The sequence below is a fragment of the Streptomyces sp. NPDC043996 genome (assembly GCF_056435225.1).
Map to the genome: position 1 here is coordinate 593,962 of NZ_JBWKEY010000002.1, position 18,011 is coordinate 611,972.

12 protein-coding genes are annotated in these 18,011 nt (G+C 69.8%); 3 read left to right on the forward strand and 9 right to left on the reverse strand.

Going from position 1 to position 18,011, the window contains the following annotated elements:
• Positions 1-434: 434 nt before the first annotated feature.
• The 4 genes from AC07A4_RS06720 to AC07A4_RS06735 form a co-directional block, all read right to left on the reverse strand.
• Positions 435-2,546, reverse strand: coding sequence for a P-loop ATPase, Sll1717 family (locus AC07A4_RS06720; RefSeq protein ID WP_478593898.1), 2,112 nt, complete (start codon positions 2,544-2,546; stop codon positions 435-437).
• Between the two features lie 471 nt (positions 2,547-3,017).
• Positions 3,018-3,338, reverse strand: a complete 321-nt coding sequence (locus AC07A4_RS06725) for a hypothetical protein (RefSeq protein WP_478593901.1) — start codon at positions 3,336-3,338, stop codon at positions 3,018-3,020.
• Between the two features lie 4 nt (positions 3,339-3,342).
• The gene (locus AC07A4_RS06730; protein ID WP_478593903.1) at positions 3,343-3,660 is read right to left on the reverse strand and encodes a hypothetical protein; all 318 of its coding nucleotides are present in this window, start codon (positions 3,658-3,660) and stop codon (positions 3,343-3,345) included.
• Positions 3,660-4,205, reverse strand: coding sequence for a bifunctional DNA primase/polymerase (locus AC07A4_RS06735; protein WP_478594389.1), 546 nt, complete (start codon positions 4,203-4,205; stop codon positions 3,660-3,662). Before AC07A4_RS06735 ends, AC07A4_RS06730 begins: the two co-directional genes overlap by 1 nt.
• A gap of 272 nt (positions 4,206-4,477) precedes the next feature.
• On the opposite strand from AC07A4_RS06735, the gene AC07A4_RS06740 reads away from it, so the two are divergent.
• Positions 4,478-5,863 (forward strand): hypothetical protein, encoded by a 1,386-nt coding sequence (locus AC07A4_RS06740; protein ID WP_478593906.1) that lies wholly within the window; start codon positions 4,478-4,480, stop codon positions 5,861-5,863.
• A gap of 15 nt (positions 5,864-5,878) precedes the next feature.
• Here AC07A4_RS06740 and AC07A4_RS06745 read toward each other — a convergent pair whose 3' ends face one another.
• Positions 5,879-6,808, reverse strand: a complete 930-nt coding sequence (locus AC07A4_RS06745; RefSeq protein WP_478593909.1) for a phosphotransferase enzyme family protein — start codon at positions 6,806-6,808, stop codon at positions 5,879-5,881.
• A 248-nt stretch (positions 6,809-7,056) separates the two neighbouring features.
• On the opposite strand from AC07A4_RS06745, the gene AC07A4_RS06750 reads away from it, so the two are divergent.
• Positions 7,057-7,770: a FadR/GntR family transcriptional regulator gene (locus AC07A4_RS06750; RefSeq protein WP_478593912.1), complete on the forward strand. Its 714-nt coding sequence runs from the start codon at positions 7,057-7,059 to the stop codon at positions 7,768-7,770.
• A 38-nt stretch (positions 7,771-7,808) separates the two neighbouring features.
• Positions 7,809-9,083, forward strand: a complete 1,275-nt coding sequence (locus tag AC07A4_RS06755) for a CynX/NimT family MFS transporter (RefSeq protein WP_478593914.1) — start codon at positions 7,809-7,811, stop codon at positions 9,081-9,083.
• 68 nt (positions 9,084-9,151) lie between these two features.
• On the opposite strand, the gene AC07A4_RS06760 is transcribed toward AC07A4_RS06755, so the two are convergent.
• The 4 genes from AC07A4_RS06760 to AC07A4_RS06775 form a co-directional block, all read right to left on the reverse strand.
• Positions 9,152-11,263, reverse strand: a complete 2,112-nt coding sequence (locus AC07A4_RS06760) for an isopeptide-forming domain-containing fimbrial protein (RefSeq protein WP_478593917.1) — start codon at positions 11,261-11,263, stop codon at positions 9,152-9,154.
• Between the two features lie 86 nt (positions 11,264-11,349).
• Complete coding sequence (locus AC07A4_RS06765; RefSeq protein WP_478593920.1) at positions 11,350-13,449, reverse strand: isopeptide-forming domain-containing fimbrial protein; 2,100 nt, start codon at positions 13,447-13,449, stop codon at positions 11,350-11,352.
• Positions 13,446-15,029 carry a DUF11 domain-containing protein gene (locus AC07A4_RS06770; protein WP_478593921.1) on the reverse strand — a complete coding sequence of 528 codons (1,584 nt, stop codon included), beginning with the start codon at positions 15,027-15,029 and terminating at the stop codon, positions 13,446-13,448. The genes AC07A4_RS06765 and AC07A4_RS06770 overlap by 4 nt, the downstream gene beginning before the upstream one ends.
• 170 nt (positions 15,030-15,199) lie before the next feature.
• Entirely contained in the window at positions 15,200-17,944 is a 2,745-nt protein-coding gene (locus AC07A4_RS06775) for a glycosyl hydrolase family 65 domain-containing protein (RefSeq protein ID WP_478593923.1), read from the reverse strand.
• Positions 17,945-18,011: the final 67 nt, after the last annotated feature.

An 18,011-nucleotide genomic window follows, 5' to 3' on the forward strand; every position in this document is an offset into this window, starting at 1 on the left:
GTCGGAGAAGCCTCTCGCCTCGGGGAAGTTCCACCTCCCGGGTGGCAAGCTGGAGCTCATGTTCCGGCTGTAACTCCTGTGGCTTGACTCAGACCTTCTCTACGTCATCAAGACGGCTCGCTCCGCCCGCCCCCACGCGCGCAGGCCCAGCCTCCGGCCAGGCCTGCGCTCCCGTCTCCGCCTCGCTCCAGCCCAGCCGCCGCCCGGACCGCGCGCTAGACGATCAGCCCCTTGGGGTTCGAGAAAGGGTACGTCGCGGCTGGGGCGGTCGGCTCCACGGCTTTAGGCAGCCACTTTGACGCGAGCCTCGAAGATCATGGCCCCAACGTCGTGCTCTAACGGGCAGGTCCACAGACTGCCCGACGCGCCGGCAGCTTACGGGGCCATGATCACTCGCGCCAAAGCAGATCCAGCCCAAAGCCACTCCGCCGACCTCATGAGATCCTACGCACGACGGTGTCAAATCTGTCCTGAATGTGGTCTTCCTTAACTTTTCCATTCCTGGCTTGGCGGAGGAACGTCCTCAAATCGCGATCGGTCAGCGGAAGAACGAACCCCCTCGACTTCTCCGAAATTCTACGAACATGCAGATAGTGCGCAGGAAGGATATCACCGCGGAAAACGAGAACCACGAATCTCCCGATAGCTTCGTTCATATAGTAATCAGCTTGCTGAAAGTCGGCAGCCTTCAACTCTTCGTAATTCTTACATTCCCAGACTACTTGAGTTGCATCGTAGCGCTGACGCACAAGTTCCCAGAATCCCGACTGTGCCCTATTAGAGGCAATCCAGTCTCTAATCACTTTCCCATCCACGTCACGCTCGTGAGGTTGCACATTTTCCAGAGCCCGAAAAAAGCAAAGCTTGATTACTTGCCCTACGATATCCTCAAATTCGGATGCTCCAGCAGTTCCCCTCGGACACGCCTGAAGACGCTTAAGAGTGTTCGAAAGTTCGTCAATATATCCAGTGGCGTCCAGGTCGCCCGGCAGATCCACCAGGTATCCGATGCGGCCAAACTCGCGAGATTCAGGAAGTGTTCGAACGAGCGTGTCCTGCAAATCAAGGGCATCCCAATAGCACGGATGGATGGTGACGTCAACACTGTCCGAAACCGGAGGAGGGCTTGTGTCCTGTGGCCCTAGCTTCCTATAGCGCGCGGATTCACCTGCTGGTCCGATACCGAAGAATCCAATATCATACAGTAGCCTGACGAATCGCTCAGGCTGTGTGACAGTGTAAATCCAAGCCGAACAGAGTTCTTTGACAGTGGCATCGTGCAATAGCCTCTGAAGAATTGATTCGATACCACTGAGGGTGAACCTGCGGCCAAGCCCGTAGAAGCGAGAAAGTACTACTCCGACTTGAGGATAGTTTTCAGCGTATTCGTCCCCCAGGTCTTTCAGCCTGTTATCAGAGAACCGCCTACGCGCCTGCGCAACATCTTCCAGAAGGATCCTCCCGTGCTGGCGCGACTGCGCAGATTCGATAGCGTGAGTGACGTAGATTAGTACGTCACGAGGTCGCTTCTGGCAAAATCCCAGGATGTGCTCCTTCGCGTCGTTAGAGTTCTCAAACCAGGCCTCCCATGTCTTTCCACCTAGTGGCAATTTCGCAGTGAAAGGCCTATTGAGGCGCCGTTCGATCAAGTCCACCAATTGCTCATCTGTCCATTCAATCCCAACGACGGCGGTCTCTAGTCGCGAGGACTCAGGGTCGCGAGAACGTACCCTTTCAAAGATATTCTCTCGCAGAAAAAGGATAGCGCGAGCCCACGGTACTTGAGTCGACATCTCCAAGCAGGCATGCATAAAAGCAGTCAAGTACACAAGGCCAGCTTCTGAACCTTCCCAGAAGTCATCAATGCTGTCGATCAGAAGCGTGTACGTAGTCTGACTTCTCATGCCTTTCATCTCGTCTGCTACACGCTTAGCGATCTTATTTTCGGCCAACCATCCCTGCTCATCGTCGGCAACTAGTGGACGGCTTATTCTACTGATGCATTGCAGCGTCCTGCTGTCAAAATCGAGGCCGTCGAAGGATTCTAGCTCGCTGGAAATTGTAGCGGGCAGGTTAGCGTACCTTCCCCCGTGATCTTCAAGCCAAGTGGTAAGAATTTCGTCCTGGAGGCTCCTCCTGAAAGCTGATACGAGGGATCGGAATGGGCGCCTACTCGACTCCCCAAATAGGTCCAAATTAATAGTGGTAGAAGTAGGACTAAAGATCTCAGGCACGATCACCCGTGTATGCTGGCCATTCAAGTCGCAATACCTGCGAATGGTGGTTTTCCCTGTACCGCGACGCCCTACAAAGAAGTACTTACCGCTCTGCGGATCCAAGGCCGAATTGAAGGCAGGCGTGTGAACAAACACGGTTGGGTCATCGAGAGAATTATCGTACTCGGCAAAGGATTGCCCCAGGTTGAGCTTCCTGATGCCACCTCTAGGGATTCGAGGGGCTTGCACCTGGCTGACTGGCGTACCACTTGGGGGGCTTGGCAGTGGAGATGCTTCCCTGCGCCTACTTTTACGGTCACGTCGCGACATAACTCTCCCTGAGCGTCAAAGTGATGCATCTCGCAAAGGAATGTCATTGTAAGGGTTACTCGCCTATAGCGCAGCAGAATCCACTGTTGGGTTGCTCCGTCTGTGATCGAGTGCACCGGCCCCATCAACCGCGAAGTCGCTTCTGCCTCGTGCCAGATGTTGCGGGGAACCAAGTAGAACGGCAGGGGGACTCGGTGGCCCACCGTGTGCCAGCACTGATCCGCCGCAGGTCAGCAGCGTTCCTGCGTCTGGAGTTTCCGATCTCCCCAAGCTGATGTTGCGCGCGGGCCTGCCGTTCGTCCGGGCTGCGGCGCTGGGGCGCCGGTCCCGGCCGGGCGGCAGGCCAGTTCACGCACTGGGGGGAGCAAGAGGCCCCGTACGACAGCGCTGCGGAGCGGTGCCGTACGGGGCCGAGCCGGTGATCGCAGAAGCGGGGTCTGGGCGCGGTCAACCGGCGTTCGAGGGGCGGGGTCAGGCCGCCGGTACCTGCAGCTGTGCGGGCGCGGGCGCTTCGGCACTCGTGTCGCACAGCTCCGCTTGGAGTCCTGCCGTGATCAGCTCCGCCAGCCGCTCGGCCGCATCCGGGCGCACGGTTCCCAGCTCGACCAATCTGTCCCCAAAGATGTTCACGTCGGCCGTCAAGCCCGGGAAGGCAGAGTCCAGCCCGAGCAGCACGAGTTGTTCTGCCAGGGCGCCATCGCTACGCCGAGCCCGGTTCCAGCCGCGGACGTAGGGGACTCCGGGTATCAGGTCCTCCGCCCGCCTGGCCACCACTCCTCGCCGGTCGGACATGAGATCAAGTCCTCCCCTGGTGTTCTTCGTTGGTGGTGGGTGACGGGGGTACGACGTGGTCGCGGGCGAAGCTGTGCTCCAAGACCAGGCGCAGGAGCTGCGCGAGGCGCTCGGCCGCGCCGGGGGAGATCCGGCCCAGTTCGACGAGGCCGTGGCCGAAGGCGTTCAACTCGGCTCGGAGATAGGGGAAGTCCATTTCGAGACCCGCGTTCACGAGGGCGTCCCGCAGGGCCGTCGTCGCGTTCCGAGCCGCATACCAACCGTCGCTGTCGAGAGGCGACCACGCGGCGGCGTCACGCCCGTCGGTCGGCTCGGTTGGCATCAGCGGTGGTCGTTCTCGTCTGGAAGGTCGATGGCTGCCGCGTAGGGCGTCGGGTACTCCTCGTCGAAGCGTTCGATCCTGGCGAGGAGTTCCGCGGAGGCGACCAGTGCGGTTGCCAGGGCTACCGGGCGCAGGGGGTTGGCTTCCGGGCGGCGTGTCGGTGCGCGGAGCCATTGGTAGCGGTCGTCGGACAGAGGGATGGGGCCGGGCACGACCACCGCGCTTCCCTGGCCGAGGTAGCGGAACGGCGGCGGCGATGCCGTTTCGCGTGCGAGCTGGAGCGTGAAGGGCTCGTGGCTCCCGGAGCCGAGGAAGAAGCCCACCCGCTGTGCTCGTCGGTCGATGACCGACGGACCGAAGGGCATTCCGCTCAGCCGGAGGCGGTCGAACATCTCCGTGCCGAGGCGTTGTTCCACGCTCACGACGTCGAAGAGGCGTCCGGTCGGAACCAGGACGGGCGTGCGGGGGTCGTCCGCCCACACCTGTCGGCACTCACCTGGGTTGTCCGCCGCCGCGGCCAGCCATTCCACACCCCGCTTGGTCATTCTGTGCACGTCGTCCCACCCTCAGTCGGAGTTCCGTCCGGCTTCTGTGCCGCAGTGGGTCCAGACTCGTGGCCCGGCTCCCGGCCAGGGCAGATGACGAGAGGTGACGGGGGATGACGCGTGCACGCAGGTCGTGTCATCCCCCGTCAGCCGCCGTTGGCGGACGATCTCTGGTTACTGCCTGCGAGAGGTGGTGATCAGTGCGTACATTCGACCAGGCAGGTCGAGTTGCCACCGGCGTACGCGTACGGGAGTAAAGGAGCTGCGTCTCCATGAAGCCGACCAGTGACCGCTTGCGGGAGGCTCGCGTCAGTCGGGGCTGGAGCCAGCCGCGGCTGGTGCGGGAGTTGCGCAGGGTCGCCAGCCAGCGCGGGCATCAGCTTCCGTCGGACAGCAGTGTGAAGCGCCGTATTGCCAGTTGGGAGAACGGCCACAGCTCGCCTGATGATTTCTACGGTCCATTGCTGTGTGATGTGTACGCCGTGAGCGCTACGGAACTCGGACGGAACGGCAGCGAGCTCAAAGACCCTGCCGTACTCGACACCGCGTATCCCACCAGTCCGGACGATGCCATTCAGACGGTCAGCCAGTTGTGGCGCGCGGATCTCAATCAGTACGACCCGCTGCTCACCGCAGAGCCGTCCGAACCAGCGTGGAGCGAGGCTTCGCTGCGGTGGTTGGTCGCGCCGGAGCCCGGCACGCATAGCCCGCGAGCCGATGGGGTTCACGTCGGTCTCGGCGATGTCGCAGCCATCAAGACCACGGCGGACATGTTCGCCCGGCTCGACGACCAGTTCGGCGGCGACCACGCGCGGCACTCAGTCATCCAGTACCTCAACAATGACGTAGCCCCGCTTCTGCGCGGTCACTACACCGAGCGGGTCGGTCGGGCTCTGTTCTCCACCGTCGCGGAAGCCACGCTCCTGGCCGGGTGGATGTCGTACGACGCCTGCCGTCACGGGCTCGCCCAGCGGTACTTCCTGCAGGCGCTCCGGCTCGCCCAGGACGCGAACGACCGGCGGCTCGCGGGCAGCATCCTGTCCGCCATGAGCCATCAGGCGACCTTCCTGGGGAAGTACACCCAGGCCGCCACCCTCGCCCGTGCGGCGCTCATGGGCATCTCGCCGGTGGCCACGCCCACGCTCCGGGCTCAGTTCCACGCCATGGAGGCGCGCGCCCTTGCCCGTACGGGGGATATTGCCGCTTGCGAGGCCGCCCTGAGCGCGGCGACCAAAGCCCTGGAAAGCCGGAACAGCGACGACGAGCCGGAGTGGATCAGCTACTTCGACGCAGCCGAGCTGGCCGCCGAGGCCGCGCACTGCTTCCGAGACGTCAACAGCGCTCGTCGGGCGATGGCTCACGCCGAGAACGCCATGAGCGGCAGCCACGTACGCAGCGACTTCTTCGCGACCATGGTGCTTGCAGACGCCCACTTGCGAGCGGGAGATGCCGAGGAGGCGTGCAGCGTGACTCTCGATGCTCTGGATCTTGGCGAGCAACTCAAGTCCGCGCGGTGCGTCAGCTACCTCGCCGAGTTCCGTCGGGATCTCAGTGAGCTCGGGCCCACCGCTGCGGTACACGACCTTGCCGAAGAGGCTCGGGACCACAGGTTGTGGATCGCGGCCGGGACGTACGGTCAGGGGCGAGCCATTCACTGATCAGAGCGACAGCCCTCAGAACGCGCCCCAGGACTTTCGCCCTTCGCCTGTTCGCAGCGAAGCCATCCGGCGCGCGAACTCCTCCGCGGAGCGCTCGCTCGCGCCCACCTGGTGACCGATCCACACGACCATCATCAGTTCCCGCAAGTCGGCCAAGGTCTCGTACCCGGGCCAGTTCATGAGGTCGAAGCCGTAGCGGTGGACGAACTCGGCGTACTCCGCCTTGCTGTGCCAGCCGTACCGGTCGTAGTAGAGGGCGGTCAGGATCAGGTCCCACTCACGCGGGGCCAAAGCGAGGCCGTCGAGGTCGATGAAGACGGCGTGACCGTCCCGGTGGCGAAGGACGTTCCCGATGTTCGCGTCACCGTGGATCAAGCCGAAGGGGAGGACAAAGTCCAAGCGGTCGTAGTCCTTGGAGAGCCTGGCCGCTCGCTCCTCCAAGAACGACCTGTCGTTCTCCGAGACGGCCGTCAGGGTGGTCAGCGCTGCAGACAGCTTGGCCCGAGGATCGAAGTACGGGAGGCACAGCGACTCGGGTTCCTCCAGCCAGTGGAACCGGCGGAGGAGATCGGCCAGTTCCCCGACCGTCGCGAACTCCTCCTGCTCCTGGACGCTCTCCCAGAAGGTCACCACCCGACCGCGTACGACGACGGGTTGATCCGCTCCAGTCAGTACGCGCGTGGCCGGGAAGCCGACCGTCTCCAGCCATCGGGCCACGCCCACGGCCCGTTCCATCTCGGCGAGGACGGCCGGGTCGCGGGCGATGCGGACTATGACCGGTACGGACGCCAGCCGGTACACCGCGTTCGAACCCAGGCGGAGCAGTTCCGCCCCCGCAGGGTCCAGGCCGGCCGCCTCGCACGCCTCGCGCAGAACGGCCTCCACGCCCTCCGCCGTGAACTCCACGTCTCTGTCGCGCGCGTCGTCGCCGCTGCCCGAGATCATGCTTTCGACCATACGGGCCAGCCTCACCCTAGGACAGGGGCGGCAGGGCCCATCTGGACTCCGGAGCCGTGTGCAGCGTGCCGCGTCGCGAGGGGAGCTTCGCGTCTCATCCGCAGGCGCCGGGCGGCTGGATCGTCACGCTGCATGCCTGGTGCTCGGGTGTCGGGATGGATTGACATCGCTAAACATGGGATGTTCCCATGTCTATCGTTCGCCTGTACCTACTCCGCTGAGAGGGCTCACCCCCGATGCCGCTGCGCAGCACCGCACGGACCAATCTCGTCGATCTCGTCATCGCGCAGATGGAGAGCCTCATCGCTGACGGCGAGTGGCCGGTGGGGGCGAAGATCCCGGCGGAGCCGCAGCTCGTGGAGCAGCTGTCCGTTGGGCGCAATACGGTGCGGGAGGCCGTGCGGGCGCTGGTGCACACCGGTCTTCTTGAGCCGCGTCAGGGCGACGGCACCTATGTGCGCGCCAGCAGTGACTTCGGCGCCGCCGTGCAGCGGCGGGTGCGCAAGGCGGGCGTGCTGGAGGCGTACGAGGTGCGGGCCTCGCTGGAGCGCGACGCCGCCCGGTACGCGGCCGAGCGCCGCACCCCGGAGGACCTCGCCGCGCTGCGCGCCGCGCTCGTCGAGCGGGACCGGGCCTGGGCCGAAGGGAACGTCGAGGCGTTCATCGACGCGGACATGGCCTTCCACCGCGCGGTCGCCGCCGCCGCCCACAACAGCGTCCTCGCCGACCTCTACAGCCACCTCAGCGACGCGACGCGCTCGACCGTGCGCTCCGTCATCGGCGCCCCGGTGCCCGATGCCGTGCGCCACCAGATCGACGCCCACCGCGCCATCGTCGACGCCATCGAGGCCCGCGACCCCGGGCGCGCCGAGGCCGTGGTGCTCGCCCACCTCGCGGAGGGCATGGCCGCGCTGCGGGAGCAGCCGACGGACACGCCTGACACGCCCTGACACCCCCACCCCACCTCACGAGAAGCCAGGAGTACGTCATGCGCACGGAAGGGCCCGCCGCCACCGTCATCGCGGGGCGGGCGGACAACGCCGCGGCCGCCGCCCCGGTCCCCCAGGCCCCGCCCGGAGTCACCGGGCGCCGCGCACTGTACCTCGGCCTGGGCGTCGTCCTGCTGGCCCTCAACCTGCGCCCCGCGCTGGTCGCGGTCTCGCCGCTGGCTGACACCATCCGCCATGACAGCGGCATGTCGGCCGCGGCCACCAGCCTTCTGACCGCGCTGCCCCTGCTCTGCTTCGGCCTGCTTGCCCCGGTGGCGCCGCGCCTCGGCCGCCGCTTCGGCGTGGAGCGCTCGCTGTTCGCCACGATGGCCCTGATCTGCGCGGGCACCGCCCTGCGGATGCTGGACTCGGTGGCCGCCCTGTTCCTGGGCACGGTCGTGATCGGCGCGGGCATCGCCGTGGCCAACGTGCTGCTTCCCGGCCTGATCAAGCGGGACTTCCCCGCCCGGGCCGGGCTGATGACCGGCCTGTACTCGATGTCGCTGTTCGGCGGGGCCGCGCTCGCGGCGGGCGTGACGCTGCCGGTGCGGGAGGCCTCCGGCATGGACTGGCGCACCACGCTGGCCTGTTGGGGCGCGCTCGCCGTGGTGGCCCTCGTGGTGTGGCTGCCGCAGGTGCGCTCGCGCACCCGGGTCGGCGCCGCCGCGGCCCGGCAGGCGGCGCACCCCGTGCGCGGCCTGTGGCGCTCGCCGCTGGCCTGGCAGGTCACCGCGTACATGGGACTGCAGTCGCTGAACTACTACGCCGCCGCGGCCTGGCTGCCGACGCTCCTGCAGGACTCCGGCATGAGCGCGGGCGACGCCGGGTGGATGCTGTCGTTCTCCTCGCTGCTCGGCATCGCGGGCTCGTTCCTGGCCCCGGTGATCGTCGGCAGGCGCCTCGGCTCCGGGAGCCTAGCGACGCTGGGGGCGGTGCTGTGCGCGGCCGCGTACACCGGGCTGCTCACCGCGCCCGTCGGCGGCGCCTATGTGTGGATGAGCCTGCTCGGGCTCGGCCAGGGCGCGGCGATCAGCCTGGCGCTGCTTTTCCTCGTGCAGCGGGCGCCGGACCTGCGGCACGTGGCGCAGCTGTCCAGCATGGCGCAGTGCTTCGGCTACATCCTCGCCGCGACGGGCCCCGCCGTCCTGGGCGCCGTCCACGACCTGTCCCACGACTGGACCGTCCCGCTGGCCGTGCTCCTGGTGCTGCTCGTCCCGCAGGTGGTGGCGGGCCTCGGAGCCGCCCGCGACCGGCAGGTCAGCGGCACCGCCTAGACGTGCGCGTGGGGGCGGGCCGGAACCGGCCCGCCCCCACGGGGCTTCACCTGGACGTCCGGGGGACGTCAGGGAATCTGCTTGGACACCTCCAGGTCGGCCGTGGGCTTGTTGACCTTGCCTCCGGGCGGGCCCGTGGTGCTGGAGTTGTTGTCGGTGACCGGGTCCTTGGTCGCCGACGACACCGTGGCCGTGTTGTCGAGGTCGGCGCCGTCACCGGTGTAGGTGGCGGCGAGCTTCACCTTGAACACCCAGCTCACCGAGGCGCCGGGGGCCAGGGTGGCCAGCGGTCCGCAGGTGACCGTGCGGCCCGCGGTGCACGGGTCGTCCGAGGAGACGAAGCTCAGGGCCGTGGGCAGGACGTCGGACACCTGGACCTGTTCGGCCTGGGAGGGCCCCTTGTTGGTGACGGTCAGCGTGTAGTCGAAGGTCTCGCCGGGGGCGACGGGCTTGTCGGTGGCGGGCTTCTTCACGATGGCCAGGTCGGCGGCGGCCGCCGCGATCGTGCCGTCGGGCGGTCCCGCGGTGTCGGTGTCGTTGTCACTGCTCGGGTCGATGTTGTCGGCGGTGACGTGGGCGGTGTTCTTGATGTCGCTGCCGTCGCCCTGATAGGCCGGATCCACCTTCACCGTCAGCGTGTACTCCACCGTCTCGCCCACCTTGAGCGGGGTCGTGCGCCGGCAGTTCACGACCTGCCCGGAGACCGTGCAGCCCGTGGGCGAGGAGGAGACGTACGACAGGCCCACGGGCAGGTCGTCGGTGAGCTTGACGTTGTAGGCGTCGGCCGACGGGCCCTTGTTGGTGACCGTGATCTTGTAGTCGAAGGTCTCACCGGGGCGCGGCGCGGTGTCGCCGACCGCGGTCTTGGTCACGGCGAGGTCGGCCGTGGGCTTGTTGACCTTGCTGCCCGGAAGACCGGCCTCCGCGCTGGTGTTGTTGGGGAGCGCGGGGTCCGTGGTGTCCGAGGAGACGGTCGCGGTGTTGCGGATGTCGCTGCCGTCACCGGTGTACTCGGAGTCGAGCCGGACGGTGAACTTCCAGGTCTTCGACGCGCCCGGTTCCAGGATGGCCTGCGGCCCGCAGCTGACGTCCTGGCCGGTGGCGGTGCAGCCGTCCGCCGAGCCCACGAAGGCCAGGCGCGCGGGCAGCGTGTCGGTCGCCCTGGCGTTGACAGCCCGCGACGGGCCGTCGTTGGTGACGGTGACCGCGTACTCGAAGGTCTCGCCCGGCGCGATCGGCGTGGTGGTCGTGGGCGCCTTGCCCGCCCACAGGTCGGCCTGCGGCTCGGTGACGCCGCCCGGCGGCAGCACCGCCTTGCTGGTGTTGTTCGACATGTCGGGGTCCTTGGAGTCGGACGTCGACGTGGCGGTGTTGCGCAGATCGGAGCCGTCACCCGTGTACGCGGCGCTCAGCTTCACCCGGAACGTCCACTTCACGTAGGCGCCGGGGGCGAGCTTCGCGTGCGGGCCGCAGGTCACCCCCTGCCCGGTCGCCGTGCAGGGGTCGGCCGACGACACGAACGTCACGCCGTCGGGCAGCGTGTCGGTGGCCTTCACGTTGCGGGCGTCCGAGAGCCCGGCGTTGTAGGCCTCGATCTCGTACTCGTACTCCTCGCCGGGCACGATCGGCCCGCTGCCGAGGGCCGTCTTCACGGTCGAGATGTCCGACTCGGGCGTGAAGGGTCCCGGCGGCTTGACCGGGTCCGGCTTGTTGTTCTCGGGGTCGGGATCGTCGGAGTCGGACGTGCCCGACGCGCTGTTGCCGAGGTCCGAGCCGTCGCCCTGGTAGGAGGGGCTCAGCCGGGCGAGGAACGTCCACTTCTTGGTCTGGCCGACGCCCAGTTGGTGCTCCGGGCCGCAGGTGACCGTGCGGCCGCTGGCCGAACAGCCGTCGGCCGACGACACGAACGCCATGCCCTCGGGCAGCGTGTCCGTCGCGGTCACGTTGCGGGCGACCGACGGCCCGTTGTTCTTCGCCGTCAGCGTGTACGTGATCAGTCCGCCGGGCGGGGTGTCCGCGGCGGGCAGGGCGCGGCTGAGCTGCGTGGTCACCCGCGGCGCGGCGCCGGACCGCTCCGCCGCCCGGGCCAGGTCCTGTCCTGACCACTGCGGCAGCACGCAGACCAGCGCGGCGACCGCGGCGCCCACGAGGGCGCGGCGGCGATGTCGTGTCGTACTCATCTCACATCGGTTCCGTTCGTGCTCCGGTCACGTACACCGCTGTACGGACGTGCGAGGGGGTGTCCCGCCACCGCGGCGGGGACCCGTCAGGCGGGGGTGTTCTCGGCCGTCTTGCCGAATTCGAGGTCGGCGGTCGGCGGCTTGACGCGGCCGCCGGGCACGGTGGCGCTGCCGCTGTTGTTGCCGGTGTCGGGGTCGGCGGTGTCGGCGTCGGCCGTCGCGACGTTGAGTACGTCCGTGCCGTCGCCGCTGTAGTCCGCGTTGAGCCGCACCCGGAACGTCCAGGTGACGGAGGCGCCCGGCGCCATGGACGTGACAGGGCCGCAGGTGACCGTGCGGGCCGACAGGCCGCAGGTGTCGGCGGAGGAGACATAGGTGAGCGAGGTCGGCAGGGGGTCCGTGACCTTGACGGCGCGCGCCACCGACGGGCCCTTGTTGGTGACCGTCACCGTGTACGCGAACTCCTCGCCCGGGGCGACCTGCGCGGTGGTCGTCGTCTTCTTGACGGTCGCGAGGTCGGCCGCGGGCGCCCGGACGCCGCCGGGCGGCAGGGCCGCGGTGCTGGTGTTGTTCGTGGTGTCGGGGTCGGTCACGTCGTGCGTGACCTTCGCGGTGTTGCCGAGGTCGGAGCCGTCGCCCGTGTACGCGGCGTCGAGCTTGACGCGGAACGTCCAGGACACCGAGGCGCTCGCGGCCAGCTTGCTCGTGGTGGGGCAGGTGAGGGTCTGCCCGGACGCCGTACAGCCGTCGGCCGACGACACGAAGGTCAGACCGGCTGGAAGGGTGTCCGTGACCTTGACGTTGGCGGTGTCGGAGGGCCCGTTGTCACGGACGGTGATCTTGTACGCGAACTCCTCGCCGGGCCGCACCGGGCCCGTGCCGACGCCCTCCTTGGTGATGGCGGCGTCGGCCCGCGCGGTGACGGTCGTCGAGGCGGTCGCCGTGTTGTCGGCGGGGTCGGTGTCGCTGCGGTTGCCCGGGGCGATGACGGTCGCCGTGTTGGTGAGGGTCGTCGGCTGGGCGGGGGCGGTGCCGGTGACGGTGTAGGTCACGGTGCCGCTGCGGGCGAGGTCAGCGGTGGTGTCGAGGGGGCCGCTGCCCGAGGCCTTGCCGCAGGCGCTGCCGCTGCTGGCCACGCACGTCCAGGTCACGTCGGTGAGCCCGGGCGCCGCGTCCTTCACCGCCGCGCCCGTCACCGCGTTGGCGTCGCTGTTGGTGACCCTCACGGTGTAGGTGACCGGTCGGGTCCCGGCCGCGACGGTGGCGGGCTTGCCGGACTTGGCGATGGTCAGGTTCGCCGGAACGTTGATCTTCAGGTCGCCGATCTCGTGGTTGTTGGTGGCGCCCCCGGTGCCCGCGGAGAAGCCGACGCGCAGCGTGGACGGCAGCGCCGGCTGGCTGGTGACGGCCGACACGTCGTAGTCGCTGATGAGCTTGGTGAAGGTGGTGCCGGGCCCGGAGTCCGACCAGACCGACACCAGCAGCTGGCTGCCCTTGGGCTGCACGGTGACGCGCACGGTGCGGTAGTTGGCGCGGCTGCCCGTCTCGACGGTGCTGCCGGGGCCGTCGGCCGACGTGCCGTACTTGTAGCCGGTCGTGCCGTTGCCGCCGCCGCGCAGCACGATCTTGTTGGCCTGGGTTCCGGGGCCGCTCGTACCCGTCCCGGTGGACGAGAAGTTGCCGAACTCGTCGATGCCGATGCCGAGGAACGCGCCGGGCACGCCGTTGCTGGTGCAGCGGCTCGCGCTCCCCGCGCAGGCGTAGCCGAGGGCGCCGCCGAGGGCGCCGGTGCCGGTCGCCGCGGAGCCGTCGGCGAGGAAGAACGCCAGGCCGTCACCGCGCTTGCCGTCGTAGCTCGCGCCGCCGTAGGTGGCGTACGTGAACTCCGCGACGATGCCGAGGCTCGTGGGGAACGAGTCCTTCATCTGCCACGACCCGGCCTTGGACGCCTGCGCGGGCGTGAGGCGCAGCCAGCCGCCCTGCTCGTAGGTGGCGCTGCCCGTGGCGGTGCCGAGGTCGTTGCCGTTGTCGAAGCCCTCGTGCACGGGGAAGGCCAGCTCGGCTCGGGCGAGGGAGGCGGCCGCCGGGGCGAGCGCCGCGCCGACGAGCGCGCACAGGGCGCCGAGCGCCAGCAGCAGCGCCACCGGGCGCCGGGCGCCCGCCCGGTTGTGGGAAGCCCGCGTCATGACTCCTCCCGCGTGCCGCGCCGCCGCACCGAGGCCACCATGAGGCCGCCGCACGCCACGGCCGCGCCCGCGACCCAGCCGAGCCAGGCGGGCACCTCGCCACCGGTGTCGGGCAGCTGGCCGTCGTCGCCGGTCTTGACGTACACGGTGTGCGGCGGGTTCTGGTTGTCCCCCGGGTTGGGGTCCCTCGTCGTGGAGGTCACCGTGGCGACGTTCTCGATCCTGGCGAAGTGGCGGGGCTGCGCCAGGGCCACGCGGACGCTGATCTCGTACGTGGCGGACGCGCCCGGCGCGAGCCGGTCGAGGGGCGGGCAGACGACGCGCCGCCCGCCGTCCTCGGGGCCGCAGCCGTCCGGGGACCCGACGAAGCGCAGACCGGCGGGCAGCGGGTCGGTGACGCGTACGCCGCGTGCCGCGCCCGGCCCCTTGTTGTGCACGGTGAGCCGGTAGGCGAAGGTCTCCCCTGGCCTGACCCAGGACCGGCCGCCGGGCAGGACGGCCGTCTTGGCCAGGGACAGGTCGGCGCGGCCCCAGTCCGGCGGGACGGGAAGCCCGGTCACCGACGTCGTGTTGTTGTCCGGGTCGGGGTCGCGGGTGTTCGAGGACACCGACGCCAGGTTGACGATGTCGCGGCCGTCGCCCTCGTAGTCGTCGGCGAGGCGCACGGTCACGACCCAGGTGTGGGACGCGCCGACGGCGAGCTCGGGCAGAGGGCCGCAGGTGACGGTCCGTCCGCTGGCCGTGCAGCCGTCGGGCGACGAGAGGAAGACGAGGGAGTCCGGGAGCCGGTCCTGGACCATGACCCCGACGGCCTGTGAGGGGCCGTGGTTCGTGGCCGTGATGCGGTAGTCGTACACGCCGTCGGGCCGGGGCGCCCCGGCGGCGGAGCGGTGCGCGCTCGCCGCGGTGCGCGTACGGACCGCGAGGTCGGCCTTGGCGGCCCCCGCCCGGCCCCTCTTCTCGCGCGCCCCCGGGGACGACGGCGGCGGCGCGGACGGGGCGGAGGCCCGGGGCGCGGGCGCGGCCGGTGCCGGGGCGCGCGGCGTCCGTCCGGGCGCGGCCGACGGCGGCGCGGCGTCCGGTGGCGCGGCCGGGCGTGCCGCCGAGGGCTGCCGCGAGGGGGCCGTGGCCGCGCGGGAGGGAGCCTGCTGGCCCTGCCGGGGGGCCGTGCCCGCGCCCGAGGGCGACGGGGTGCCTGAGGGCGGCGCCGCGTTCAGGGCGGGTGAGGCGGACGGGGACCCCGATGGGGAGCCGGACGGTGCGGCGGGCGCCTCAGACGCGGCACGGGCTGACCCGGCGTCACCGGACGGCGAGGCCGACCCGGATGACGACGGGGACGCCAGTGGCGACGGCGACGCCGAGGCCTCCGCGGGCGACGACACCGACGACACCGAGGGCACCGACGGCACGGCCTCCGCGGCCGCCGCGCCGGGCGGCCCCGCCGTCGCCCCGGCCCCCAGCGCGGTCGCCGCGACCGCCGCCGCGGGCGGGGCCACCAGGGCCGCCGCACCGGCCGCGAGCGTCACCGCGCCACGCGGCCAACGACGGCCACGCGCACGCCGTCTGAGGTTGTGTCGCATCGAGCACCCCTTCGCGTCGGGCGCGGCGGCCCGCACCGTCCCGTTCCAGCCGGAATCAAGATCTTTTTATCCGACTTTCCCGGTTTGCGACGATCAAGGGATGCGAACGGGTGAGCACCGGGTACCGAACAGCTCAGCGGGGCGCTGTACGGCACGGTCGCCGGCGGTGGCTAGCGCACCGTCAGCTCCGCGATGCCCGGGCGCTTCTTGGCTCCCGCCGCGGCGCGCACGGTCACGCGCACGTACTGGGCGAGCCGGGGGCCGACGCCGTCCGCGGCACGCCAGTGCCGACCGTCGAGGGACAGCTGGATGTCGTACGACGCGGGCTCGGTGGCGGTCCACGTCGGGGTGACCTCCTTGACGCGGACCGGCTCGCCGAGGTCCGCCGTCAGGGTGCCCGTCGCCTCGTTCGGGACCCAGGCCGTGGCCGTGTTGCCGTCGACGGCGGCGCCCGCGTACAGGCCGGGCTCCTCCGAGGACGCCGACGCGGGAACGCAGCGGGCCGCGTTGCTGGTGGGCGCCAGGTCGGGGCGGCGGGTCTTGAGGACGGCCGGCGCGTCCTGGCTGACGACCACCTCGCCCTGCGGCGTGTCGAGCGTCATGGGCGCGCCCTCGGTGAGCCGCACCGTGGTGCGGTGGGCGCCGATCTCGACGTCGTACGTACGGCCCTGCCAGGTCAGTGCCCGCAGGGTGACGCCGTCGTCGAGCTGCGGCGGCAGCATCGGGTCCAGGCGAAGGCGGTCCTCGCGCGGGCGCAGACCCGTCAGGCCGTGCGTGAAGGTCTGCAGGAAGCCGCCCTTGCCGGTGAGGAAGTCGTGCGCGGGCGAGCCCGACAGCGGGTCGTCGGCGCCCGCCTTGTCGCCGCGCGCCTCGGAGAACTGCGCGAAGGGACCTCGTACGAACGGCTTGATGGAGCGCTCCAGGAAGGTGTAGGTGGAACAGCCCGGCTCGCCGATCGCGGCGGCGTCGACGGCGTGCACCGAGTCGGTCATCGCGGGGCCGTCGGGGTCGGTGCGCTGGGCGTAGTAGTCGAGCGTCGCGGCCGCGGCGCCCTCGGGCATCGGCCATTCGAGCGGGTACATCAGGAGCACCGTGTCGGCCTGCTTGATCCTGCCGCCCTGGTAGCCGTCGTACTGCTCGAAGACCTTGCGCCGGGCGTCGTACGGGATGCGGATCTTGTCGGCGATCTGCGTCCACGCGGCGGGGGCCCGTTCGCCGAGGAGCTGCGCGGCGCGGGTGGCGTGGCGCAGCGAGGTGACCGCGCCCGCGTTGGTGAACACGGCGTCGTCGACGCCGTTGCTGTACTCGTCGGGGCCCGCGGTGTCCTTGATGGAGTAGCCGCCGTCGGCGTTGCGGCTGACGCGGCCCGCCCAGAACTCGGCGATGCCCTTCAGGACCGGCCAGCCGCGGTCGCGCAGCCAGGCGGTGTCCTTGGTGGCCAGGTAGTACTGCCAGGTGGCCAGGGAGATGTCGGACTGGAGGTGGATCTGGGTGCGGCAGTGCGGCGGGTCGACGCTGTGGCACTCCTTGGCGAGATCGCCCGAACCACCGCTGTTCCAGGGATAGAAGAGCCCCTGGTAGCCGAACGCGCGGGCGTTGGCGCGGGCGGCCGCGCGGGTGCGGTAGCGGTAGTCGACGACCGTCCGCGCCAGCTCGGGCCGGGTGGCGAGCAGCCCCGGGTACATCCACGTCTCGGCGTCCCAGAAGACGAGGCCCGCGTAGTTGTCGCTGGTCAGGCCGGTCGGGGCGATGCTGTTGGCGGCGCCTTCGCGGGTGCTCGCGTACAGCCCGTACTGGGCGGAGCGCACCCAGGTCTGGAGCTCGGGGCGGCGCGCCACCTCGATCTCGGAGCGCCACAGGCGGGCCCAGGCCGCGGTGTGGGCGCGCAGCAGGGCGTCCCAGCCGCGGTCGGCGGCGCGCAGCGCGGCGGCGGTGGCGGCGGCGCGCGGGGAGCGGGAGGTGAGGCGGGTGTCGACGCCCACGTACTTGGTGAGCTCGTACGTCCGCCCGGCGCGCACCGGCAGCGTCAGGTGCTGGCGTGCCGTCAGCTTCCGGGCGCGGTCGGCCCGTCGCTCGCGGGCGTCGCGCGTGCCGGGTCCGGGGCGCAGCGTGGAGGCGACGGCTCCGTGGACCTTGGTGCCTTCGGTGCGGAAGGCGACGTCCATGGTGGGGCCGGGGCGGCCGGTGCGGGCGGCGTCGGTGCGGGCGCCGCCGCCGGTCTGCTCAACGCGCCGGGCGCCGCGGCCGTCGATGAGGTCGGTGACGGTGGCGTCGCCGCTCCAGTGCGGGCGCATCCGCAGCCGGACGGCGCCCACGTGCGGATCGGTGCGGTCGGCGACGACCTCGTAGATCAGATCGGTGCGGCGGCCGTCGGCCGCCGTCCAGGTCAGGGCGGTGCGCACGAGGCCGCAGTGCATCATGAGGCTCTGGCGGTAGGCGGAGATCCGGCCCCGTGGCGTCGAAGAGTTGAAGGTCTCCGGGCGTGTGCCGTCGGTGCTTACGGTCAGCGGGGTCCAGGTCGGAAGGGCGGCGACGACCTGCCGGTTCCCGGCGGTGCGCGGAGTGTGCGCGTACAGGCCGGAGACGAAGGAGCCGTCGTAGCGCGGCGTGTACAGCGGCCAGCCGGTCTTGGCGTCGCTGTCGGCGTAGCCGGTGCCCTGCGGCGGGACCCGCTGGCCCAAGTAGCCGTTGCCGACGTAGGCGTGGTGGGTGTCCTTGGGGTCGACGCGGGTGCTGTCGAGGGTCCAGCCGTCGCCGGTGCGGCAGCCGGTGGCGGACGTGGGGGAAGCGGTGGAAGTGGCGTCCGGGCCGGGGCGCGAGGCGGCCGTCGGCGGCACGGCGGCGAGGAGGGTTCCGGCCACCAGGGCCGCGGACAGACGGGCGGCGCGGGGCCGCGAGACCAGGGAGTACGTCATTGTTCTCCGTCATGGTGATCTGTGAGGGTCCACGGACCATAAATTTTGTGAATGAGTCACGTCAATG